The organism is Streptomyces araujoniae, assembly GCF_050871195.1.
GTDB lineage: Bacteria > Actinomycetota > Actinomycetes > Streptomycetales > Streptomycetaceae > Streptomyces > Streptomyces bacillaris.
In genome coordinates this window covers 2,782,814-2,806,518 of sequence record NZ_CP194070.1, presented here as the reverse complement: position 1 = coordinate 2,806,518, position 23,705 = coordinate 2,782,814, and the positions used below count along the sequence as shown (strand labels likewise).

The 23,705-nt window shown below is 69.9% G+C and carries 13 protein-coding genes and 2 rRNA genes; 13 read left to right on the top strand and 2 right to left on the bottom strand.

The window, feature by feature from the left end; genetic code table 11:
- The first annotated feature begins 463 nt into the window (after positions 1-463).
- Both ACQ9ZG_RS11855 and ACQ9ZG_RS11850 read left to right on the top strand, forming a co-directional pair.
- Positions 464-4,393, top strand: coding sequence for a glycosyltransferase family 2 protein (locus ACQ9ZG_RS11855; RefSeq protein ID WP_499280446.1), 3,930 nt, complete (start codon positions 464-466; stop codon positions 4,391-4,393).
- Complete coding sequence (locus ACQ9ZG_RS11850; RefSeq protein WP_499280445.1) at positions 4,390-5,946, top strand: DUF5719 family protein; 1,557 nt, start codon at positions 4,390-4,392, stop codon at positions 5,944-5,946. The genes ACQ9ZG_RS11855 and ACQ9ZG_RS11850 overlap by 4 nt, the downstream gene beginning before the upstream one ends.
- 531 nt (positions 5,947-6,477) lie before the next feature.
- On the opposite strand, the gene ACQ9ZG_RS11845 is transcribed toward ACQ9ZG_RS11850, so the two are convergent.
- Complete coding sequence (locus tag ACQ9ZG_RS11845) at positions 6,478-6,909, bottom strand: metallopeptidase family protein (protein ID WP_078562598.1); 432 nt, start codon at positions 6,907-6,909, stop codon at positions 6,478-6,480.
- Positions 6,910-7,298: 389 nt separating this feature from the next.
- Here ACQ9ZG_RS11845 and ACQ9ZG_RS11840 point away from each other — a divergent pair, with 389 nt between their 5' ends.
- The 8 genes from ACQ9ZG_RS11840 to ACQ9ZG_RS11805 all read left to right on the top strand — a co-directional run bounded on the left by ACQ9ZG_RS11840 (position 7,299) and on the right by ACQ9ZG_RS11805 (position 15,911).
- Positions 7,299-7,676, top strand: coding sequence for a DUF3499 domain-containing protein (locus ACQ9ZG_RS11840; protein WP_015608934.1), 378 nt, complete (start codon positions 7,299-7,301; stop codon positions 7,674-7,676).
- A gap of 109 nt (positions 7,677-7,785) precedes the next feature.
- Positions 7,786-9,153 carry a phosphomannomutase/phosphoglucomutase gene (locus ACQ9ZG_RS11835; protein WP_109914299.1) on the top strand — a complete coding sequence of 456 codons (1,368 nt, stop codon included), beginning with the start codon at positions 7,786-7,788 and terminating at the stop codon, positions 9,151-9,153.
- Positions 9,154-9,527: 374 nt separating this feature from the next.
- Positions 9,528-9,710, top strand: coding sequence for a Trm112 family protein (locus ACQ9ZG_RS11830; RefSeq protein WP_018492918.1), 183 nt, complete (start codon positions 9,528-9,530; stop codon positions 9,708-9,710).
- Between the two features lie 146 nt (positions 9,711-9,856).
- Positions 9,857-10,990, top strand: coding sequence for an SIS domain-containing protein (locus tag ACQ9ZG_RS11825; RefSeq protein WP_018492919.1), 1,134 nt, complete (start codon positions 9,857-9,859; stop codon positions 10,988-10,990).
- Between the two features lie 47 nt (positions 10,991-11,037).
- Positions 11,038-12,234 (top strand): mannose-6-phosphate isomerase, class I, encoded by a 1,197-nt coding sequence (gene manA / locus ACQ9ZG_RS11820; RefSeq protein ID WP_109914999.1) that lies wholly within the window; start codon positions 11,038-11,040, stop codon positions 12,232-12,234.
- 93 nt (positions 12,235-12,327) lie between these two features.
- Positions 12,328-13,293 carry a cation diffusion facilitator family transporter gene (locus tag ACQ9ZG_RS11815; protein WP_109914998.1) on the top strand — a complete coding sequence of 322 codons (966 nt, stop codon included), beginning with the start codon at positions 12,328-12,330 and terminating at the stop codon, positions 13,291-13,293.
- Positions 13,294-13,621: 328 nt separating this feature from the next.
- The gene (gene ahcY / locus ACQ9ZG_RS11810; protein ID WP_109914997.1) at positions 13,622-15,079 is read left to right on the top strand and encodes an adenosylhomocysteinase; all 1,458 of its coding nucleotides are present in this window, start codon (positions 13,622-13,624) and stop codon (positions 15,077-15,079) included.
- Positions 15,080-15,290: 211 nt separating this feature from the next.
- The gene (locus tag ACQ9ZG_RS11805; protein ID WP_109914996.1) at positions 15,291-15,911 is read left to right on the top strand and encodes a hypothetical protein; all 621 of its coding nucleotides are present in this window, start codon (positions 15,291-15,293) and stop codon (positions 15,909-15,911) included.
- On the opposite strand, the gene ACQ9ZG_RS11800 is transcribed toward ACQ9ZG_RS11805, so the two are convergent.
- Positions 15,908-16,891, bottom strand: coding sequence for an RDD family protein (locus tag ACQ9ZG_RS11800; protein WP_109915001.1), 984 nt, complete (start codon positions 16,889-16,891; stop codon positions 15,908-15,910). The two genes, ACQ9ZG_RS11805 and ACQ9ZG_RS11800, sit on opposite strands and share 4 nt — an antisense overlap.
- 130 nt (positions 16,892-17,021) lie before the next feature.
- On the opposite strand from ACQ9ZG_RS11800, the gene ACQ9ZG_RS11795 reads away from it, so the two are divergent.
- The 3 genes from ACQ9ZG_RS11795 to ACQ9ZG_RS11785 all read left to right on the top strand — a co-directional run bounded on the left by ACQ9ZG_RS11795 (position 17,022) and on the right by ACQ9ZG_RS11785 (position 23,695).
- Positions 17,022-18,029, top strand: a complete 1,008-nt coding sequence (locus ACQ9ZG_RS11795; protein WP_109914995.1) for a stage II sporulation protein M — start codon at positions 17,022-17,024, stop codon at positions 18,027-18,029.
- Positions 18,030-18,743: 714 nt separating this feature from the next.
- Positions 18,744-20,269: ribosomal RNA gene (locus ACQ9ZG_RS11790) — 16S ribosomal RNA — on the top strand.
- A gap of 301 nt (positions 20,270-20,570) precedes the next feature.
- Positions 20,571-23,695, top strand: a 23S ribosomal RNA gene (locus tag ACQ9ZG_RS11785).
- Together the 16S and 23S rRNA genes form the textbook arrangement of a ribosomal RNA operon.
- Positions 23,696-23,705 lie beyond the last annotated feature (10 nt).

The following is a 23,705-nucleotide window of genomic DNA, read 5'->3' as shown; positions in this document are numbered from 1 at the left end:
CTCAGGGCTCATCCCCCCACCACCCGCAGCCCACGGGGCACCCGCAGCCCACGGCTCACACAGCCCACGGGGCACACCGCTCGCACCGCTCCTCCCGGCCCCGGCAGCCCTTTCCCGAGCAGGGCTTCCCAGGGGATTCCGGCAGGGGCCCCGGCACAACCCCGCAGAACACCCGCGGGAATCCGGCGGGACCTCCCCGGCTCCCGGCGGACTTCCGCAGGACCACACCCCCCACGGCCCGTCGCCCGTAACCCCCGTCCCCGGGGAGCGGAGCACGGGCCGTCGGCGCGTCCCGCACCCGTGCGCATCCGGCCGCTCCACCCGCTCGGGCCGTCCCCGGGTATCCGTACCGTTAGTGTGGGGCCCCGTCCGAGATGCGCCAACGCCCCGCCGGGGCGCGCGTGTACACCGATGCAGCCCCCGGGGATACGCCCCCGGACCCGGCCGGAGGGCCCGTACCTCGATGTCCGTGCACAGCCACTCGGCGGCGCCGAACGCGGCCGCCGCCGCCCCAGAGTTCCCCCGGCACGTCGTCACCGCCGTGCTCGTCTCCCACGACGGCGCCCGCTGGCTGCCCGACGTGCTGGCCGGGCTGCTCGGGCAGGAACGCCCCGTACAGAACGTCGTCGCCGCCGACACCGGCAGCGCCGACGACTCCGCCCGGCTGGTCACCGAGGCGCTCGGCGACGAGCGGGTCCTGCACCTCGCCCGCCGTACGAGCTTCGGCACCGCCGTCGACGAGGCGGCCCGCACCTTCGCGGCGCCCACCCCCGACGACCTGCCCTACCTCAAGCGCCCCGGCGGCTGGGACCCGGCCACCCGGACCTGGGTCGACGAGAACTACGACCTGCCGGAGCTGCCGCACGGCGAACCGGTCCAGTGGCTCTGGCTGCTCCACGACGACTGCGCACCCGAGCCGGACGCGCTCGCCGAGCTGCTGCGCGTCGTGGACAACGACAAGCACGCCACCGTCGTCGGCCCCAAGCTGCGCGGCTGGTACGACCGCAAGCAGCTCCTCGAGGTCGGCGTCTCCATCGCCAACAGCGGCCGCCGCTGGACCGGCCTGGACCGCCGCGAGCAGGACCAGGGCCAGCACGACCAGGTCCGTACCGTCCTCTCCGTCTCCTCCGCCGGCATGCTCATCCGCCGCGACGTCTACGAGGAGCTGGGCGGCTTCGACCGCAGCCTCCCCCTGATGCGCGACGACGTCGACCTCTGCTGGCGCGCCCACCTCGCCGGCCACCGGGTCCTCGTCGCCCCCGACGCCGTGCTGCGCCACGCCGAGGCCTCCGCCCGCGAGCGCCGCCCCATCGACTGCGCCGGCCGCTCCGTCGTCGGCCCGCACCGCGTCGACAAGGCGGGCGCGGTCTACACGATGCTCGTCAACGCCCGCGCGGCCGCCCTGCCCTGGGTGCTGCTCCGGCTCGTCGTCGGCACCCTCCTGCGCACCCTCGCCTACCTCGTCGGCAAGGTCCCCGGCCAGGCGCTCGACGAGGTCACCGGCCTCCTCAGCACCCTGCTCCGGCCCGGCCGCATCCTCGCCGCCCGCCGCGAACGCGGAAAGGGCGCGGTCGACGCGGCCGAACTGCGCGCGCTCTTCCCGCCGCCGGGCGCCACCGTCCGGGCCACCGTCGAACAGGTCGCGGGCAACTTCGGCAGCAAGGGCGAGCCCGAGTCCAGCGGCTCCCGGCACGGCGCCGTCGAGTCCGGGCCCGGCGGCGACGACGCGGACTACCTGGAGGTCGACCAGTTCGCCCGGCTCAAGCGGATCGGCCGCAAGCCCGGCCCGGTCCTCTTCGCCCTGCTCCTCCTGGTCTCCCTCATCGCCTGCCGCAACCTGCTCACCGGCGGCTCCCTCGCGGGCGGCGCCCTGCTGCCCGTCCCCGAGACGGCCGGTCAGCTGTGGGGCCGGTACGCCGACGCCTGGCACACCGTCGCCACCGGAGGCACCCAGTCCGCCCCGCCCTATCTGGCGCTGCTCGCGGTCCTCTCCGTCCTCTTCCTCGGCTCGACCGGCTTCACCGTCACCGTGCTGCTGGTCTGCTCGGTCCCGCTGGCCGGACTCACCGCCTACTTCGCCACCCGGCCGCTGCTCCCCTCGCGGCTGCTGCGCGCCTGGGCGAGCGTCGCGTACGCCTTCCTGCCCGCCGCGACCGGCGCCCTGGCCACCGGCCGTATCGGCACCGCCGTCCTCCTCGTCCTGCTCCCGCTGATCGCCCGCGCCGCCGTCGCCGCCCACGGGTTCCGTGACGGCACCGACCCGGACGCGCCGCGCGGCAGCTGGCGGGCGACCTGGGCGTACGCCCTGCTCCTCACCGTCACCACCGCGTTCACCCCGGTCGTCTGGCCGCTCGCCGTGGTGCTCGGCCTCGGTGTGCTGGCGCTGCGCCGCCGGGACATCACGGCGTACGGGCTCCGCTTCCTCGCCGCCGTCGGCACCCCGCTCCTGGCGCTGGCGCCCTGGTCGCTGACGCTGCTCACCGACCCGTCCGCGTTCCTGCGGGAAGCGGGCCTGGACCTCGGTACGGGGTCGGCCTCGGCGTTCGACCTGCTCGGGATCAGCCCCGGCGGCCCCAAGGCGGCGGGCAGCGTCCTGCTCCTCGGCATCGTGCTGGCGGCGCTCGCGGCCCTGCTGCGCGAGGACCGGCAGTTCGCCGTCCGGGCCGCCTGGGCCACCGCGCTGGTGGGCCTGCTCCTCGCGGCGCTCGCCAACGGCTCGACCTGGTCCGGACCCGCCACCCTCGTCTACGGCGCCGCCCTGATCGCGGCCGCCCTCGTCGGCGCGGACGGGGCCCGGGTCCGGGTCGCGGAGCAGAGCTTCGGCTGGCGCCAGCCCGTCGCGGCCCTGATCGCCCTGGCCGCCGCCCTCGCCCCCGCCCTCGCCGCCTTCGGCTGGATGTTCGGCGGCGCGGACGGCCCCCTGGAGCGCCGCGACCCGGTCCAGGTGCCCGCGTTCGTGGCCGAGGAGAGCTCCACCCGCGACCAGGCACGCACCCTGGTCCTCGGCGGCACCTCGCCCGGCTCCGTCTCGTACAGCCTCGTCCGGGGCTCCGGCGCCCGGCTCGGCGACGGCGAACTGACCGAGGCGGCGGGCTCCAACAGCCACCTCGACAAGGTCGTCGCCAACCTGGTCGCGGGCTCCGGCGCCGACCAGGGCGGCCAGCTCGGCAACTTCGCCATCCGTTACGTCCTCGTACGCGACGGAGCCCCGCGCCAGATGAGCCGCGTCCTCGACACCACCCCCGGCCTCAGCCGCCTCAGCCAGCTCGACGGCAGCGCCCTGTGGCGGGTGGACCGCCAGGTCGCCCGGGTGATGGTCGTCCCGGCGGGCGGCGAGGGCGAGCGCGTCCCCGTCGGCTCCGGGCCCGTCGACGCCGACGCCGAGATCCCGGCGGGCGACGAGGGCCGCATCCTGCGCATCGCGGACGAGGCCGCACCCGGCTGGCAGGCAACGGTCGACGGCACGCCGCTGACCCGCGTGACCGTGGACGGCTGGGCCCAGGGCTTCGAACTCCCCGCGAGCGGGGGCCGCCTGGCCCTCACGTACGACGCCCCCTTCACGCACACCGTCTGGATCTGGACCCAGTGCGCGCTCGCCGTGGTCCTGGTGGTCATGGCCCTGCCCGGCCGCCGCCGGGACATCGACGACGACCTGCCCGAGGAGGCGCTCGCCGTCGCGGCGGACGCCGACGGCGACGGCCGCCGCGCCCGCAGGCTCCGGGCCGCGGCCGAGGCGGAGGCCCTGGCGACGGCGGCGGCGGACGGCCACGGAGACACCGACGGCCCTGACGCGGTCCCGCCAGCCCCGTCCTCCGCACCCCCGGCCCCGCCGGGAACGGACTCCGGCACAGGGGTGTACACCCCCGGCATCCCCGACCAGCAGAGCGCCGACCCGTACGCCAAGGACGGCGGCTACGACCCGCAGGAGTCCACCGGCGGCTACGCGGCGCTCCCGCAGCAGGGGTACGGGGAGTGGGACGGGCAGCAGTACCAGGGCGCCGACCCGCAGGCCCCGGCCGCGTACCAGCAGGGCGACTACGCCACGTACCAGCAGGACCCGTACGCGCAGCAGAACACCGGCTACTCCGCCGGCTACCCGGACCACCAGGGCGGCTACGGCGCCCAGGACCCGTACGGACAGCAGCAGGCCCGGCAGCAGTACGGCGACGGGCACGGTGACGGCGGACAGTACGGCGACACGGCCGGCCCGTACGGCGGCTCCGGCGCGGGCTCCGGCGCGTACGACCCGTACGGCCAGTACACCGGCGAGCAGCCCCCGTACACCGACCCCGCCCAGCCCCCCGCCGCCCCCGGCGAACGCGGCGAGCACCCCGACCCCCCGGGCCAGGCCCCCTGGCAGACCCGTAACGCATCGCGAGGCGAGTCCGAGTGAAGTCCACCCACCTGTCCCTCATCGCGGGCGCCGCAGCCCTGGCCGCCATCACCGGCTTCGCCTCGCTCACCGCCCCCCAGGGCCCGGCCACGACGGAGGCCAAGGCCGCCGCCTCGCTGCCGGTCGAGCGCTCCAGCCTGGTCTGCCCGGCGCCCAGCACGTCCGATCTCGCGGAGACCCGGTACACCTCGTTCACCCCGCCCGGGAAGGACACCGGCCAGGGGGCCGAGGGCGAGAAGGGCACGGCCGAGCTGAAGCCGGCCCTGCCCGTCCTGGACGAGGACGAGCCCGAGACCGACCCCAAGAAGGCCGAGAAGGCGGAAGAGGCCGCGAAGAAGGCGAAGGAGAAGGCCGACAAGCCGGTCCTCGCCGTGAAGGAGCCCGGAAAGCCGGTCACCGCCGAAGCGGACGGTTCCGCCGCCCCGGCCCTCGTGGGCACGGCCACCGGCACGCTCGCCCCCGGCTGGGCCGCCCAGCAGACCACCACGGTCACCGCGGGCGGCGCCCGGGGCCTCCTCGGGGTCAGCTGCACCGCGCCGGACACCGACTTCTGGTTCCCGGGCGTGAGCACCGCCCGCTCCCGCCAGGACTACGTGCACCTCACCAACCCCGACGACGGCGCGGCCGTGGCCGACATCGAGCTGTTCGGCCCCAAGGGCCCGGTGACGTCCGAGGTCGGCGACGGCATCACCGTGCCCGGCCGCTCCAGCGTCGCGCTGCTGCTCTCCACCCTCACCGACGAGGCCGTCAACGACCTGACGGCCCACATCACCACCCGCTCCGGCCGGATCGGCGCGGTCGTCCTGACCGCCGACGACGGCTCGGGCACCGACTGGCTCACGGCGGCCGCGGACCCCGCGGGCACCCTGGTCATGCCGGGCATCCCTGCCGACGCCACCTCCGTACAGCTGGTGGCGTACGCGCCCGGCGAGAGCGACGCGGACGTCAAGGTCCAGCTGATGGGGAAGAACACGACCTTCGCCCCGGCGGGGAACGACACCCTCCACATCAAGTCGGGCATGACCGCGACGGTCGACCTGAAGGACATCACCCGCGGCGAACCGGGCTCCCTGCGCCTCACCCCGGTCGAGAAGAGCCGGGCCACCCCGATCGTCGCCGCGCTCCGCGTGGTGCGGGGGACCGGCGAGAAGCAGGAGTACGCCTACATCCCGGCGACCGGCCCGGTGGGCGCGAGGTCGACCGTCACCGACAACCGGGCCAAGGGCTCCACGCTCTCCCTGGCCGCCCCCGGCGCCGACGCCGAGGTGAAGGTGACCACGTCGGCGGGGAGCGAGGGCGGCGAGGCGGCCGTGGAGACGTACACGGTCAAGGCGGGCACGACGATGGCCGTCACCCCGAAGCCCCCGGCCGGCCTGAAGGGCACGTACGCGCTGACCGTCGAGACGGTCTCGGGCGGCCCGGTCCACGCGTCCCGGGCGCTGGTCCTCCCGGAGGACGGCGTCCAGATGTTCACGGTCCAGACGCTGCCGGACGACGGCGGCACGGTGCTGGTGCCGTCGGCGCGGCAGGACCTGTCGGTGCTGGACGACTGAGGGGGAGTGCGCCCGCGTGCGGGTGTACGTGGACGCGTGGACGTCCGGCGCCGTGCGGATGCCGGCATCGGCACGGCGCGTGCGTAACGTGCGGGGCCACAGCCCCACGCACGCGCCGGCGGCGGCTATGGAGCCTTCACGTGCGCGCCCCGGCGGTGGCTACGGAGCCTCACGGGCGCCTCTGCGGCGGTACGGAGCTCCACACGCGCCCCGACGGCGGCTATGGAGCCTCCACGTGCGCGCCCCGGCGGTGGCTACGGAGCCCTAGGCGCGCCTCTGCGGTGGCTGCAGAGCTCCACGCGCGCCCCAGCGGCGGCTATGGAGCCTCACGCGCGCCTCAGCGGTGGCCAGGACGGCACTCCGCCCCGTACGAGGGGCCGCTCGAGCCCGTCCCGGAGGTCCGCGCGCTTACGGGCACGCGGGGCAAGCCGGTCGGGCGTACGGGGCGCGGCGGGGCGGGGCGCGCGCTACGGGCACAGGGCCGGCCGCCCCCGCGGTGGCACGGCCGCCTGCCTCCCGCCGCTACGGGGGCTACTCCTGCCCGTACCGCGGATCCACGGACTCCGGGGCCAGCCCCAGCAGCTCGGCGACCTGCTCGACGACGACCTCGTGGACCAGGAGGGCCCGCTCGTCACGGCTCTTGGTGCGGATCTCGACGGGTCGCCGGTAGACGACGATCTGCGCGGGCCGGCCCTTGCCGGCGGGCAGGGCGCTGCCCAGCGGAACGGTGTCCTCCAGGTCGCCCGGCACATCCAGGACGACGAAGTCGACCTCCGTCAGCTGGGGCCAGCGCCGCTCCAGCCGCTCCACCGAGTCCTGGACCAGATCGCGGAAGACCTCGCCCCGGCTGGCCGACAGCGGCACCTGGGGCGGCGCGACCGGCCCTCGCATTCCGCGGCCGTGCCGGTCGCGGTGGCGGGGCCTCGGCTCGAACGGGTGGGGGGAGGGTACGGAGCTGTCCATCACCGACGCAGCGTAACGCTCGGCGGCCCGCGCCGAGGGCGCCGACGGACGGCCCGTGACCGTTTCCTCCGGCCCCCTCCGCCGGCCCGCCGCACCCGGCGGAATCCGCCACGGCCCTGATGTGGGCCTCCTGTCCGGAGTTGAACATTCAGGCCAAGGTTGAGCCGTTTTCAGGCCCCTCATCCGATCATCGACGGTGTGCGGGACATCGGCTTCCACCCCGGCGCACGCCCCTGGCGGACGCCGCCGTCGAACGGCGTAATCGGCGCGACGCAGGTCAGACGGGTCGCCGGGGGCGGGGGTGTGTCGAGGACCACAGGGCGACACGGTGGGGTGAGCCGGGGGAGAGTCGTCGCGGCCCGCTCAAGAGTGCGGTACCGTCCAACATCGTGAGCCCTGTACGTCGCTGTTCGCGCACCGCGTGCGGCCGCCCTGCCGTCGCGACACTGACGTACGTCTATGCCGACTCGACTGCGGTCCTCGGCCCGCTCGCCACCTACGCCGAGCCCCACTGCTACGACCTCTGTGCCGAGCACAGTGAGCGGCTGACCGCGCCACGCGGCTGGGAGGTGGTGCGCCTCTCCGACGGCTCCGCCCCCGCGCACCCGAGCGGCGACGACCTGGAAGCGCTGGCGAACGCGGTACGGGAGGCGGCCAGGCCGCACGACCGCGGGCCGGACGGCGGCGGCAGGGGCCCGCGCTCCGCGGACCCGGTGGAGGTGGCCCGCCGGGGTCATCTGAGGGTGCTGCGTTCCCCCGACTCCTGAGGCCGGCCGCCGCGTGCGACCCCGGAGACCCGACTTGCGGGACCGAGTTCTGAGGGTTCCTACGGCCGGGTAGTTTGGGCGGTCCGTAAAGACCCCAGGAGGACCGGCCGTGGTTGCTGATCTGTCGCAGCTCGTGAAGGCGTACGACGTGCGCGGAGTAGTGCCCGACCAGTGGGACGAGTCGCTGGCCGAACTGTTCGGAGCGGCGTTCGTCCAGGTCACGGAGGCCGACGCGATCGTGGTCGGCCACGACATGCGGCCCACCTCCCCGGTGCTGTCGGGCGCGTTCGCCAGGGGCGCGGCGGCGCGGGGCGCGGACGTCACGCTGATCGGCCTCTGCTCGACGGACCAGCTGTACTACGCGTCGGGGGCGCTGGACCTGCCGGGCGCGATGTTCACGGCCTCGCACAACCCGGCGCAGTACAACGGGATCAAGATGTGCCGGGCGGGCGCGGCGCCGGTCGGTCAGGACACCGGCCTCCGCGAGATCCGCACGCTGGTCGAACAGTGGTCGGAAGGCGCCCCGCAGCCCCCGGCCCCCGCCACCCCCGGCACGATCACGGAGCGCGACACCCTCACCGACTACGCGGCCCACCTCCTGGGCCTGGTCGATCTCAAGGCGATCCGCCCCCTGAAGGTCGTGGTCGACGCGGGCAACGGCATGGGCGGCCACACGGTCCCCACGGTCTTCGCCGGCCTGCCGCTCGACCTCGTCCCGCTCTACTTCGAGCTCGACGGCACGTTCCCCAACCACGAGGCCAACCCCCTCGACCCGAAGAACATCGTCGACCTCCAGGCCCGCGTGGTCGCGGAGGGCGCCGACCTGGGCCTCGCCTTCGACGGCGACGCGGACCGCTGCTTCGTGGTCGACGAACGCGGCGAGGGCGTCTCCCCGTCCGCGATCACGGCCCTGGTGGCCGCCCGCGAACTGGCCCGCAACGGCGGCGAGGGCATCGTCATCCACAACCTGATCACCTCCTGGTCGGTCCCCGAGGTGGTCCGCGAGAACGGCGGCACGGCGGTCCGCACCAGGGTCGGCCACTCCTTCATCAAGACGGAGATGGCGAAGCACGGGGCGATCTTCGGCGGCGAGCACTCGGCCCACTACTACTTCCGCGACTTCTGGAACGCCGACACCGGCATGCTGGCGGCCCTCCACGTCCTGGCGGCCCTGGGCGGCCGGACCACCCCCCTCTCGGAACTGGTGGCCCAGTACGACCGCTACGCCGGCTCCGGCGAGATCAACTCCACGGTCACCGACCAGTCCGCCAGCGTGGCCGAGGTCAAGGCCGCCTACGCCACCCGCGACGACGCCACCTTCGACGAACTGGACGGCCTCACGGTCACGACCCCCGACTGGTGGTTCAACCTCCGCGCCTCGAACACGGAACCCCTGCTGCGCCTCAACGTCGAGGCGAGGGACCGGCGGACGATGGAGACGGTACGGGACGAGGTACTGGCCTTGATCAGGCACTGAGCCTGAGCGTTTCAGCCCCTCCGGCGTTTGAGGAGCGGGGCCCGGGGCGGGGCCCCGACATTCCAGCCCGTCCGGCGCTTGAGGACAGAGCGGGGCCCGGGGCAGCGCCCCGGTTTCGGGAAGGGGCGGGTAGGGGAGAGGCCCGCCGCAGGCGCCCCACCCCCGCCCACCCCCAGCCGCACCCGCACCCTCACCGCCCCCCTCGGGGGCCACGGCTCTGCCCGCCCACCCCCCCGGCAGCCCACTGCCCCATCCCCAGCCACACCTCCCCGGCCGGGCCGCGCCCCCGTCCCCCCGGCGGTAGGCTGACGACGCCTGATCCACGTGAATCAGAACGTGGATCAGAAACCGCACCGCTCGAAGGGACCCACCCCATGCCGCTCGAAGCCGGCCTCCTGGAGATCCTGGCCTGCCCCGCCTGCCACTCCCCGCTCGACGACCGCACCGCGGCCGACAGCCCGGAGCTGGTCTGCACCGGCACGGACTGCGGCCTGGCCTACCCGGTCCGGGACGGCATCCCGGTGCTCCTCGTCGACGAGGCCCGCCGCCCCGCCTGACCGCGAGCGAAGCGCGTGCGGGCGAGCCCCACGGGGCGGACGGGACCGGCCGGGACGAGGCGCACCCCGAGAAGGCGCCCCCGGCCCCGGCCCAGCCCCCCGGCCGCGCACCCGCACCCCACCCGGTGATTCGGAGGCCCACCGCCATGCTCGACGAGTCCTTGCTCGACGCCCCGGAAGCCCTGGCCAGGGCCGACCGCCGCGATCTGCTCCGCGGTGCCGCCGAGGCAGGTGCCCGGGTCCGCACCGCCGCCCGGCACGCCGCCGAGGCCGGCATCGGCAACCTGGCCCCGGAGGGCCGTCCCCGGGCCGTCCTGGTAGCTGGCCCCGGCACCGCCGCATCCGGCGTCGCCGACCTGATCGGCGCACTGGCGGGCGCGGCCGCCCCCGTCGTACGGATCCACCCCACCGGCGTGGCCCCCGCCCCCGGCGCCCTGCGCTGGGCCCTGCCCGGCTGGGCCGGCTCCGTGGACCTGCTCCTGATCGCGACCGCCGACGGTTCGGAACCGGGCCTCGCCCTCCTCGCCGAGCAGGCGTACCGCCGCGGCTGCACGGTCGTCGCCGTCGCCCCCACCCGCTCCCCGCTGCGCGAGGCGGTCGACGGGGTGCACGGCCTGGTCGTACCGATGGCGGCCGCCCCGCACGGCGAGTACGACGCGGAGACCTCGGCCGCGGGCCCCGGCACCCTCTGGGCGCTCCTCACCCCGCTGCTGGCCCTGCTCGACCGGGTCGGCCTGGTGACCGCGCCCCCCGAGGAGCTGGAGAAGGTGGCCGACCGCCTGGACCGCACGGCGGAACGCTGCGGCCCGGCCATCGCCACGTACAGCAACCCGGCCAAGACGCTCGCCGCCGAGCTGGCTGACAGCCTGCCGCTGCTGTGGACGGAGGGCGACGCGGCGGGCCCGGTCGGCCGCCGGTTCGCCGCCGTACTGTCCGAGCTGGCGGGCCGCCCCGCCCTGACGGCGGAACTCCCGGAGGCGCTGCCCTCGCACGGCACCCTGCTCGCGGGGGACTTCGCGGCCGGCGCGGACCCGGACGACTTCTTCCGCGACCGGGTGGAGGAGGGCGAGACCCTCCGGGCCAGGGTCGTCCTGCTGCGGGACCGCCCCACGGGAGGCCTCAGCGCCTACCCGGCCGCCCGGGAACTGGCGCTCGGCCACGACACGCCGGTCAGCGAACTGGAACCGGAACAGGGCGGCGAACTGGAGACGCTGGCGGAACTGCTGGCCATCACGGATTTCGCTGCTGTTTACGTGGCTCTGGCATCAAGGCCCACGTAAGCGAGAAGCACCACCCGCCGCACCACTCCACCAGCGAGGACGACTCCATGGACCGCCTGTCCAACACCGTGCGCCCCTACGCCTGGGGCTCCACCACGGCCATCCCCGCCCTGCTCGGCACCGCCCCCACCGGCGAACCGCAGGCCGAGATGTGGATGGGCGCCCACCCAGGAGCCCCTTCCCGCATAACCCGCCCCACCACCGGCACCAGGGCCACCACCGCCACCGGGCCCACGGAACTCCCCCTCATCGAGGTCATCGCCGCGGACCCCGAAGGCGAGCTCGGCGCGGCCACCGTCGCCCGGTACGGCCCCCGCCTCCCCTTCCTCCTCAAGCTGCTCGCCGCCGGCGCCCCCCTCTCCCTCCAGGTCCACCCCGACCTGGACCAGGCCCGCGAGGGGTACGCGGACGAGGAGGCCCGGGGCGTCCCCGCGGACGCCCCCCACCGCACGTACAAGGACGCGAACCACAAGCCCGAGCTGATCTGCGCCCTCACCCCCTTCGACGGCCTCTGCGGCTTCCGCCGGCCCTCCGAGGCGGCGGACGCGATGGAGGCCCTGGGCGTCGACTCCCTGAAGCCGTACGTGGACCTCCTCCGCGCCCACCCCGAGAAGGCCGCCCTCCGCGAGGTGCTCACGGCGATCCTCGGCGCCGACCCGGCGGAGATGGCCGACACCGTGGCCGAGGCGGCGGCCGCCGCAGAACGCCTCGGCGGCGCCCACGCCCCGTACGCCCGCATCGCCCACCACTACCCCGGCGACCCCGGCGTCCTCGCGGCGATGCTGCTGAACTACGTACAACTCCAGCCCGGCGAGGCCCTGTTCCTCGGCGCCGGCGTCCCGCACGCCTACCTCGACGGCCTCGGCGTCGAGATCATGGCCAACTCGGACAACGTGCTGCGCTGCGGTCTCACCCCCAAGCACATCGACGTCCCCGAACTCCTGCGGATCGTCCGCTTCGAGGCCACCGACCCCGGTGTCCTGCGCCCCGAGGCCTCCCCGTCCGGCGAGGAGCGGTACGAGACCCCCGCCGACGAGTTCGCCCTGTCCCGCTACACCCTCGCGCCCGGGGCCGCCCCCGCCGAACTGACCGTCCCCACCCCGCAGATCCTGCTCTGCACGGCGGGGACCGTCCGGGTCGGCGCACTCGACCTGACCCCCGGACAGTCCGTCTACGTACCGGCCGCCGAGGCGGTGGAAGCCACGGGACCGGGCACACTCTTCCGTGCCACGGTGGCGGCCTGACACAGCGTCCCTTCCCGTGGCTGCGACAATGTGCCGCCGCGACGCGGCACCAGCACCAGCTGACGTCCACCCAGGAAGGGACACAACGCACTCATGAGCGCGTCCGGCGGAACCAAGGCGATCGTGGCGGCGCTCGCCGCCAACCTCTCGATCGCCGTGGCCAAATTCGTAGCGTTCCTCTTCAGTGGGTCCTCGTCGATGCTCGCGGAGAGCGTCCACTCGCTCGCGGACTCGGGCAACCAGGGCCTGCTGCTGCTCGGCGGCAAGAGGGCCAAGCGCGAGGCCACCCCGCAGCACCCCTTCGGCTACGGCCGCGAGCGCTACATCTACGCCTTCCTCGTCTCCATCGTCCTCTTCTCGGTCGGTGGCATGTTCGCCGTCTACGAGGGCTACGAGAAGATCAAGCACCCGCACGAGATCACCGCCTGGTACTGGCCGGTCGGGGTCCTGGTCTTCGCGATCATCGCCGAGGTCTTCTCCTTCCGTACGGCGATCAAGGAGTCCAACCAGACGCGCGGCGACCGCTCCTGGACCGAGTTCGTCCGCCGCTCCAAGGCCCCCGAACTCCCGGTCGTCCTCCTGGAGGACCTCGGCGCCCTCGTCGGCCTGATCCTCGCGCTCGGCGGCGTCGGCCTCGCGCTCGCCACCGGCAACGGCGTCTGGGACGGCATCGGCACCCTCTGCATCGGCATCCTGCTGATCGTCATCGCGATCATCCTGGCCGCCGAGACGAAGTCCCTCCTGCTCGGTGAGTCCGCGGGCCTCGAAGAGGTCGAGAAGATCAAGGCGGCCGTGGTGGACGGCGACACCGTCACGGGCATCATCCACATGCGCACCCTCCACCTGGGCCCGGAGGAACTGCTGGTCGCCGCCAAGATCGCGGTCCAGCACGACGACACCGCGGTCGAGGTCGCCCGCGCGATCGACGCGGCCGAGAGCCGGATCCGCGCGGCGGTCCCGATCGCCCGGGTCATCTATCTGGAGCCCGACATCTTCGACGCGGAGGCCGCGGCGGCCACCGCCACCGCCACCGACCCGGGCAAGCCGTCCGCCCCCTGACCTCGCCCCCCGGGGCACGGCCCTCCCCACACCACGGATCCCCACACCACGGATCCCCATAGCTCCGAACGGCTCAGTGACCCTCCCCACGCCCGGTTCCAGGAACGGGCCGATGGGTCACTGGGCCGTTCGGTGTAGATTCGAGAGAGAACAGACGTCGCTGCTGATGGCGGTCGACCGGTCAGCCGACGCGAGCCGGGCGAGGGACAGAAGGCCTCCGACGGACTGCACTGCGAACCGCCCGGGCATTCGTGTATCCGCCGCCTGCCCGCCGCCGCAGAGCCAGCCCCGACAGCCCGCCTCGACCCATCACGAGGAGCAGCCCGTTATGACGACGGCCGCCAACAGCCAGGACTTCAAGGTCGCCGACCTCTCCCTCGCCGCCTTCGGGCGCAAGGAGATCACGCTCGCCGAGCACGAGATGCCCGGCCTGATGTCCATCCGCAAGGAGTACGCCGCCGCCCAGCCGCTGGCCGGCGCCCGGATCACCGGCTCGCTGCACATGACCGTGCAGACGGCCGTGCTCATCGAGACCCTCGTCGCCCTCGGTGCCGAGGTCCGCTGGGCCTCCTGCAACATCTTCTCCACCCAGGACCACGCCGCCGCGGCCATCGCGGTCGGCCCGAACGGCACGCCGGAGGCCCCCGCGGGCGTCCCGGTCTTCGCCTGGAAGGGCGAGACGCTGGAGGAGTACTGGTGGTGCACCGAGCAGGCGCTGACCTGGCCGAACACCCCCACCGGCGGTCCGAACATGATCCTGGACGACGGTGGTGACGCCACCCTCCTCGTCCACAAGGGCGTCGAGTTCGAGAAGGCCGGAGCGGCCCCGGACCCGTCGACGGCGGACAGCGAGGAGTACGCCCACATCCTCACCCTGCTGAACCGCACCCTCGGCGAGTCCCCGCAGAAGTGGACCCAGCTGGCGTCCGAGATCCGCGGCGTGACGGAGGAGACCACCACCGGCGTTCACCGTCTCTACGAGATGCACCGCGACGGCACCCTCCTGTTCCCCGCGATCAACGTGAACGACGCGGTCACCAAGTCGAAGTTCGACAACAAGTACGGCTGCCGCCACTCCCTCATCGACGGCATCAACCGCGCCACCGACGTCCTGATCGGCGGCAAGACCGCCGTCGTCTGCGGCTACGGCGACGTGGGCAAGGGCTCCGCGGAGTCCCTCCGCGGCCAGGGCGCCCGCGTGATCATCACGGAGATCGACCCCATCTGCGCGCTGCAGGCCGCGATGGACGGCTACCAGGTCGCCACCCTCGAGGACGTGGTGGAGACGGCCGACATCTTCATCACCACGACGGGCAACAAGGACATCATCCTGGCCTCGGACATGGCGCGGATGAAGCACCAGGCGATCGTCGGGAACATCGGTCACTTCGACAACGAGATCGACATGGCCGGCCTGGCCGCCATCGACGGAATCGTCAAGGACGAGGTCAAGCCGCAGGTCCACACCTGGACGTTCCCCGACGGCAAGGTCCTCATCGTGCTCTCCGAGGGCCGCCTGCTGAACCTGGGCAACGCCACCGGCCACCCGTCGTTCGTGATGTCCAACAGCTTCGCCGACCAGACCCTCGCGCAGATCGAGCTGTTCACGAAGCCGGAGGAGTACCCGACCGACGTCTACGTGCTCCCCAAGCACCTGGACGAGAAGGTCGCCCGCCTCCACCTCGACGCGCTCGGCGTCAAGCTCACCACGCTCCGCCCCGAGCAGGCTGCGTACATCGGTGTCGAGGTCGAGGGCCCGTTCAAGCCCGACCACTACCGCTACTGATCGACCCCGCTCACCGGCCCGGCAGTTCACCGGCCGGGTCGGTGAGACCCAGCGGCCGCATCACCGCACCACTGACTGATCGCAGCAGCCCATGTGCCGATCGACGGCCGACGGCTGACGAGACAGGCCCCCGCACCCCCGTGTCGGGGGCCTGTCTCGTCACCGCCCGCTGTCACCGCCCCCGTACAGCTCGAGGAACCCGAAGGACCCCATGCCCCGCGGCAGGTATTCGCTCCACGATCTCCATGACCACACCCCCCTCGGTGAAGAACACTTCCACTGCGCCCCCGGCCCCTCCGGCTGGCGCTATGTCTCCCAGACGACGTCCCCCTCGGGCGACCACCTCGGCTCCGTCGACCTGGCCCTGGACGAACGGGGCCGGCCGATCCGTCTCGAACTCCACTCCGCGAGCTGGCAGGTGCGGGGAGCGGCCCTGGAAGGCGTCACCTGGGTCCGCACGGACCCCACCGGCGCTCATGCCACCGAGGGCAACGTCCGCGCCCACGCCTTCTCCGGAACCTCCCCCGCGTTCCTCATCGCCCTGACCCGACTCCTGCGCCTCACCCCCGATTCCCCCGAGACCCGCGTCCGCGTGGTCACCTTCACGGACCCGGTCCTCGCGCCCCGTACCGACGACCAGTCCTGGGCTCTGGTGAACAGTGAAGCGCACGCCACTGACAACGGCCCTCTGGTCGTGGACGAATACCAGGTCAGCGCCCTGGACACGGGGGAGCGGCACACCGTTCACATCGCCGGGGACGTGGTCGTCGCGGCACCGGGCATCGAGCTGGAGCACCTGGAGACCCCGCCGTCCCCCCGGCCCACCGACTAACCGGGCGGAGCGAACCCGCCCGAGGAGCCCCCGACGGCCCCGGGCCCCTCGGCCGCACGCCCGTCGGCATCACCAGGCACGGCACCCGCAGCCGCAGAGGAGCCGGAAGCCGCAGAAGTCCCGGCAGCCCGAGAGGTTCCCGGGTCCCCGGAGGGCGCGTTCGCAAGGGGCGGCCCGGATGCCGCGGGGCTTCCGGAGGCCGCAGCGGGCACAGCCCCGACAGCCGGCGACACCCCCGCGAACGCCCGCCGGGCATCCCGAGCCTGCCGCTCATGCACCACGGCGGCCAGGAACGCGGCCGCCGGAATCCCCTGCGGCGGCACGATCCCCGTACGGGCCACCAGCTCATCGGCCAGCCGCCCGGCGATCGACCCGCCCACGCCGGGATCCAGCTGATGCATCCGTGTCAGGTACTGCCGAACAGCGAGCCACAGCTCGTCCGGTACGGCGGAGAGGTCCAGCTGGGAGAACCGCCCGACCAGCCACGGCGGAGGCGGCGGCAAGGCGGCCGACCCCCTGGCCGCCACACGCTCCCGGACGACCAGCGTGCCCGCGAAGACATCACCGAGCCGGCGCCCGCGTGCCGACACCAGCGACGCGATACAGGCCACGGCCCCGAACGTCATCAGGATCTCCACGGCGCCCATCGCCCCGCGCACGAGCGCGTGCCGGAACCGGATCGGCCCGCCGTCGTCCCGCACGACGCGCAGCCCGCAGGCCAGCTTCCCGAGGGAACGGCCGTGGCTCAGGGTCTCCACGGCGATCGGCCCACCGATCAGCACCAGCAGGAACAGGGCCACCGTGATGGCCGCGACGGCCGCCTCGTCCAAGGTGGCGGAGGCGATCCCCACCACGACCGAGATCAGGACGAAGACGAAGGAGACCACCGCCAGATCGATGGCCACCGCCAGCGCCCGGCTCGGCAGCCGTGCCGGCCTCAGCCCCAGGACCACCGCGTCCCCGGTCACCAACTCGCTCATCGCGCCCCCACTCATCCCCGGCCTTCGCTGCTCCGGCCGGCCCCAGTCTGCCAAGCTGACCCGCAACGCGCCGCAGTAGGACGACCCGTACGCACGCACCCTCGCCCGGAGCCTGGAGCAACAGCCGCCCATGGACCTCGACGTCTTCGTCACCGCCCACCGCACGGAGTGGGACCGCCTCGACCACCTGCTGCGCCGGGGACGCCGCCTGACGGGCGAGGAAGCGGACGAACTCGTCGTCCTCTACCAGCGCACGGCCACCCACCTCTCCCTGATCCAGTCGACCGCACCCGACCCCCTGCTCACCGCGCGCCTCACCCAGCTCGTGGCCCGCGCCCGCGCCACGGTCACCGGCACCCGCAAGGCCTCCTGGCGTGACGCGGCCCGCTTCCTCACGACGGGATTCCCGGCAGCGGTCTACCGCTCGCGCCACTGGTGGGTCCCCACCGCCGTCCTGTCCACCCTGGTGGCCGCCCTCCTGGGCTGGTGGATCGGTACGCACCCCGAGGTCCAGGCCGCGATAGCGGCCCCGGACGACCTCCGGGCCATGACCCGCCCCGGCGGGGAGTACGAGACCTACTACTCCAGCCACCCGGCGGCCTCGTTCGCCGCGCAGGTGTGGACGAACAACGCGCAGGCCGCCGCGATGTGCCTGGTCCTGGGCGCGTTCCTCTGCCTGCCGGTGATCTGGATCCTCTTCATCAACATGCTCAACCTCGGCGTCGGCATCGGCCTGATGTCCTCCGCGGGCCGCCTGGACGTCTTCCTCGGCCTGGTCCTGCCGCACGGCCTGCTGGAACTGACCGCCGTGTTCGTGGCCGCCGGTACGGGGCTCCGCCTCGGCTGGACGGTGATCGACCCCGGCCCCCTCTCCCGCCGAACCGCCCTCGCCCAACAGGGCCGCGCCGCGCTGGGCATGGCGATCGGCCTCGCCCTGGTGCTGTTCGTCTCCGGCGTCATCGAGGGCTTCGTGACTCCCTCGGGCCTTCCGACCTGGGCCCGGATCACCATCGGCATCGCCGCTGAGCTGGCCTTTCTCGCGTACGTCTACATCCTGGGCCGCCGCGCGGTACGGGCCGGCGACACCGGCGACCTCGTCGCGGTCGAACGCAGCGCCGAGCTTCCCTCCGCCGCCTGACCACCGGTGTGCGTTCACCCTCGCCGAGCTGCTAGTCTCCTCTTCGCCCACAAAACCGTTGACACGGTCGATGTGGGGAGGTAGATTCAAACGGTTGCCTCGGGCTGGACAGGCCTGAGTGAAGCGCATACCATCTAGCTCGCTCACACCGGAAAGCTCATATATCCGGCAGAGCCATTGATTCTCTTTATCTCGAATCGCAGGCCGTTCATTCGGTCGGTGAACCTCTGATAAAGTCGGATCCGCCGAAAGGCAAGGCCACTCCACTGGCCACCGGAAATCGAATTCGGACCGGAAACGGAACGAAAAAGAGTCTGGTAAAGTTGGAACCGCCTGAAAGGGAAAACGCGAAAGCGAAGAACCTCGAAAGCACCCCGCTTCGACCGGGTTCGGACGCTGGAAAGCGTCTGATAGAGTCGGAAACGCAAGACAGCAGGACAGAGAAGTGAATGAAGGGAAGCGCCCGGAGGGGCCCGGTGATACGGGACCGAAGGAAGCGTCCGTTCCTTGAGAACTCAACAGCGTGCCAAAAGTCAACGCCAGATATGTTGATACCCCGGCCTGTTTCGGCAGGTTGGTGGTTCCTTTGAAAAGTCCTACGGCCACCATGTGGTGGTGGTAGGCGATACACAGCGAGGACGCTGTGAACGACGGGTCTTATTCCGACCTTGTTGTTCCGCTCTCGTGATGTGTGCACCCGATTACGGGTAAACATTCACGGAGAGTTTGATCCTGGCTCAGGACGAACGCTGGCGGCGTGCTTAACACATGCAAGTCGAACGATGAAGCCTTTCGGGGTGGATTAGTGGCGAACGGGTGAGTAACACGTGGGCAATCTGCCCTTCACTCTGGGACAAGCCCTGGAAACGGGGTCTAATACCGGATAATACTTCTGCCTGCATGGGTGGGGGTTGAAAGCTCCGGCGGTGAAGGATGAGCCCGCGGCCTATCAGCTTGTTGGTGGGGTAATGGCCTACCAAGGCGACGACGGGTAGCCGGCCTGAGAGGGCGACCGGCCACACTGGGACTGAGACACGGCCCAGACTCCTACGGGAGGCAGCAGTGGGGAATATTGCACAATGGGCGAAAGCCTGATGCAGCGACGCCGCGTGAGGGATGACGGCCTTCGGGTTGTAAACCTCTTTCAGCAGGGAAGAAGCGCAAGTGACGGTACCTGCAGAAGAAGCGCCGGCTAACTACGTGCCAGCAGCCGCGGTAATACGTAGGGCGCAAGCGTTGTCCGGAATTATTGGGCGTAAAGAGCTCGTAGGCGGCTTGTCACGTCGGATGTGAAAGCCCGGGGCTTAACCCCGGGTCTGCATTCGATACGGGCTAGCTAGAGTGTGGTAGGGGAGATCGGAATTCCTGGTGTAGCGGTGAAATGCGCAGATATCAGGAGGAACACCGGTGGCGAAGGCGGATCTCTGGGCCATTACTGACGCTGAGGAGCGAAAGCGTGGGGAGCGAACAGGATTAGATACCCTGGTAGTCCACGCCGTAAACGTTGGGAACTAGGTGTTGGCGACATTCCACGTCGTCGGTGCCGCAGCTAACGCATTAAGTTCCCCGCCTGGGGAGTACGGCCGCAAGGCTAAAACTCAAAGGAATTGACGGGGGCCCGCACAAGCAGCGGAGCATGTGGCTTAATTCGACGCAACGCGAAGAACCTTACCAAGGCTTGACATATACCGGAAAGCATCAGAGATGGTGCCCCCCTTGTGGTCGGTATACAGGTGGTGCATGGCTGTCGTCAGCTCGTGTCGTGAGATGTTGGGTTAAGTCCCGCAACGAGCGCAACCCTTGTTCTGTGTTGCCAGCATGCCTTTCGGGGTGATGGGGACTCACAGGAGACTGCCGGGGTCAACTCGGAGGAAGGTGGGGACGACGTCAAGTCATCATGCCCCTTATGTCTTGGGCTGCACACGTGCTACAATGGCCGGTACAATGAGCTGCGATGCCGTGAGGCGGAGCGAATCTCAAAAAGCCGGTCTCAGTTCGGATTGGGGTCTGCAACTCGACCCCATGAAGTCGGAGTTGCTAGTAATCGCAGATCAGCATTGCTGCGGTGAATACGTTCCCGGGCCTTGTACACACCGCCCGTCACGTCACGAAAGTCGGTAACACCCGAAGCCGGTGGCCCAACCCCTTGTGGGAGGGAGCTGTCGAAGGTGGGACTGGCGATTGGGACGAAGTCGTAACAAGGTAGCCGTACCGGAAGGTGCGGCTGGATCACCTCCTTTCTAAGGAGCACTTCTTACCAGGCTTTGCCTGGTCAGGGGCCAGTACACCGGCGAGTGTCCGGTGCTGGTTGCTCATGGGTGGAACGTTGACTATTCGGCACGGTCTATCGGTTTCTGTCAGTACTGCTTCGGCGTGGAACACAGGAGTTGAGGGATCGTGTCGGGCACGTTGTTGGGTGTCTGAGGGTGCGGCCGTTTGGTCTGCCTTCTGATCCGGTCCCAGTGAACTTGCCCCTGTTGGGGTGGGGTGGTGGGTGGCTGGTCGTTGTTTGAGAACTGCACAGTGGACGCGAGCATCTGTGGCCAAGTTTTTAAGGGCGCACGGTGGATGCCTTGGCACCAGGAACCGATGAAGGACGTGGGAGGCCACGATAGTCCCCGGGGAGCTGTCAACCAAGCTTTGATCCGGGGGTTTCCGAATGGGGAAACCCGGCAGTCGTCATGGGCTGTCACCCGCTGCTGAACACATAGGCAGTGTGGAGGGAACGAGGGGAAGTGAAACATCTCAGTACCCTCAGGAAGAGAAAACAACCGTGATTCCGGGAGTAGTGGCGAGCGAAACTGGATGAGGCCAAACCGTTTACGTGTGATACCCGGCAGGGGTTGCGTATGCGGGGTTGTGGGAGTTCTCTTTCACAGTCTGCCGGCTGTGAGGCGAGTCAGAAACCGTTGGTGTAGGCGAAGGACATGCGAAAGGTCCGGCGTAGAGGGTAAGACCCCCGTAGCTGAAACATCAACGGCTCGTTTGAGAACCACCCAAGTAGCACGGGGCCCGAGAAATCCCGTGTGAATCTGGCGGGACCACCCGCTAAGCCTAAATATTCCCTGGTGACCGATAGCGGATAGTACCGTGAGGGAATGGTGAAAAGTACCGCGGGAGCGGAGTGAAATAGTACCTGAAACCGTGTGCCTACAAGCCGTGGGAGCGTCGCACATCGAGCTTGCTCGGTGTGTCGTGACTGCGTGCCTTTTGAAGAATGAGCCTGCGAGTTAGCGGTGTGTAGCGAGGTTAACCCGTGTGGGGAAGCCGTAGCGAAAGCGAGTCCGAACAGGGCGTTTGAGTTGCACGCTCTAGACCCGAAGCGGAGTGATCTAGCCATGGGCAGGTTGAAGCGGAGGTAAGACTTCGTGGAGGACCGAACCCACCAGGGTTGAAAACCTGGGGGATGACCTGTGGTTAGGGGTGAAAGGCCAATCAAACTCCGTGATAGCTGGTTCTCCCCGAAATGCATTTAGGTGCAGCGTCGTGTGTTTCTTGCCGGAGGTAGAGCACTGGATAGGCGATGGGCCCTACCGGGTTACTGACCTTAGCCAAACTCCGAATGCCGGTAAGTGAGAGCGCGGCAGTGAGACTGTGGGGGATAAGCTCCATGGTCGAGAGGGAAACAGCCCAGAGCATCGACTAAGGCCCCTAAGCGTACGCTAAGTGGGAAAGGATGTGGAGTCGCAGAGACAACCAGGAGGTTGGCTTAGAAGCAGCCACCCTTGAAAGAGTGCGTAATAGCTCACTGGTCAAGTGATTCCGCGCCGACAATGTAGCGGGGCTCAAGCGTACCGCCGAAGTCGTGTCATTCCAGCATGTACCCCCAACGGGGGCTGGGATGGGTAGGGGAGCGTCGTGTGCCGGGTGAAGCCGCGCCGGAAGGCAGTGGTGGACGGTTCACGAGTGAGAATGCAGGCATGAGTAGCGATACACACGTGAGAAACGTGTGCGCCGATTGACTAAGGGTTCCTGGGTCAAGCTGATCTGCCCAGGGTAAGTCGGGACCTAAGGCGAGGCCGACAGGCGTAGTCGATGGACAACCGGTTGATATTCCGGTACCCGCTTTGAAACGCCCAGTACTGAATCAGGCGATGCTAAGTCCGTGAAGCCGGCCCGATCTCTTCGGAGTTGAGGGTAGTGGTGGAGCCGATGAACCAGACTTGTAGTAGGTAAGCGATGGGGTGACGCAGGAAGGTAGTCCAGCCCGGGCGGTGGTTGTCCCGGGGTAAGGGTGTAGGACGTTGTGTAGGCAAATCCGCGCAACATGTGTCTGAGACCTGATGCCGAGCCGATTGTGGTGAAGTGGATGATCCTATGCTGTCGAGAAAAGCCTCTAGCGAGTTTCATGGCGGCCCGTACCCTAAACCGACTCAGGTGGTCAGGTAGAGAATACCGAGGCGTTCGGGTGAACTATGGTTAAGGAACTCGGCAAAATGCCCCCGTAACTTCGGGAGAAGGGGGGCCACGCCTGGTGATCGGACTTGCTCCGTGAGCTGGGGGTGGCCGCAGAGACCAGCGAGAAGCGACTGTTTACTAAAAACACAGGTCCGTGCGAAGCCGTAAGGCGATGTATACGGACTGACGCCTGCCCGGTGCTGGAACGTTAAGGGGACCGGTTAGCTGCTCTTCGGGGTGGCGAAGCTGAGAACTTAAGCGCCAGTAAACGGCGGTGGTAACTATAACCATCCTAAGGTAGCGAAATTCCTTGTCGGGTAAGTTCCGACCTGCACGAATGGCGTAACGACTTCTCGACTGTCTCAACCATAGGCCCGGTGAAATTGCACTACGAGTAAAGATGCTCGTTTCGCGCAGCAGGACGGAAAGACCCCGGGACCTTTACTATAGTTTGATATTGGTGTTCGGTTCGGCTTGTGTAGGATAGGTGGGAGACTGTGAAGCGGCCACGCCAGTGGTTGTGGAGTCGTCGTTGAAATACCACTCTGGTCGTGCTGGATGTCTAACCTGGGTCCGTGATCCGGATCAGGGACAGTGTCTGATGGGTAGTTTAACTGGGGCGGTTGCCTCCTAAAGAGTAACGGAGGCGCCCAAAGGTTCCCTCAGCCTGGTTGGTAATCAGGTGTTGAGTGTAAGTGCACAAGGGAGCTTGACTGTGAGACCGACGGGTCGAGCAGGGACGAAAGTCGGGACTAGTGATCCGGCAGTGGCTTGTGGAAGCGCTGTCGCTCAACGGATAAAAGGTACCCCGGGGATAACAGGCTGATCTTCCCCAAGAGTCCATATCGACGGGATGGTTTGGCACCTCGATGTCGGCTCGTCGCATCCTGGGGCTGGAGTCGGTCCCAAGGGTTGGGCTGTTCGCCCATTAAAGCGGTACGCGAGCTGGGTTTAGAACGTCGTGAGACAGTTCGGTCCCTATCCGCTGTGCGCGTAGGAATATTGAGAAGGGCTGTCCCTAGTACGAGAGGACCGGGACGGACGAACCTCTGGTGTGCCAGTTGTTCTGCCAAGGGCATGGCTGGTTGGCTACGTTCGGAAAGGATAACCGCTGAAAGCATCTAAGCGGGAAGCCTGCTTCGAGATGAGTATTCCCACCTCCTTTGAGGGGTTAAGGCTCCCAGTAGACGACTGGGTTGATAGGCCAGATGTGGAAGCCCTGTGAGGGGTGGAGCTGACTGGTACTAATAGGCCGAGGGCTTGTCCTCAGTTGCTCGC

Coding starts and splice junctions, on each gene's coding strand:
- ACQ9ZG_RS11805 (WP_109914996.1), top strand. CDS start 15,291: ATGCCCCGCGGCAGGTATTCGCTCCACGATCTCCATGACCACACCCCC.
- ACQ9ZG_RS11800 (WP_109915001.1), bottom strand. CDS start 16,891: ATGAGCGAGTTGGTGACCGGGGACGCGGTGGTCCTGGGGCTGAGGCCG.
- ACQ9ZG_RS11815 (WP_109914998.1), top strand. CDS start 12,328: ATGAGCGCGTCCGGCGGAACCAAGGCGATCGTGGCGGCGCTCGCCGCC.
- ACQ9ZG_RS11830 (WP_018492918.1), top strand. CDS start 9,528: ATGCCGCTCGAAGCCGGCCTCCTGGAGATCCTGGCCTGCCCCGCCTGC.
- ACQ9ZG_RS11825 (WP_018492919.1), top strand. CDS start 9,857: ATGCTCGACGAGTCCTTGCTCGACGCCCCGGAAGCCCTGGCCAGGGCC.
- ACQ9ZG_RS11795 (WP_109914995.1), top strand. CDS start 17,022: ATGGACCTCGACGTCTTCGTCACCGCCCACCGCACGGAGTGGGACCGC.
- ACQ9ZG_RS11855 (WP_499280446.1), top strand. CDS start 464: ATGTCCGTGCACAGCCACTCGGCGGCGCCGAACGCGGCCGCCGCCGCC.
- ACQ9ZG_RS11845 (WP_078562598.1), bottom strand. CDS start 6,909: ATGGACAGCTCCGTACCCTCCCCCCACCCGTTCGAGCCGAGGCCCCGC.
- ahcY (WP_109914997.1), top strand. CDS start 13,622: ATGACGACGGCCGCCAACAGCCAGGACTTCAAGGTCGCCGACCTCTCC.
- manA (WP_109914999.1), top strand. CDS start 11,038: ATGGACCGCCTGTCCAACACCGTGCGCCCCTACGCCTGGGGCTCCACC.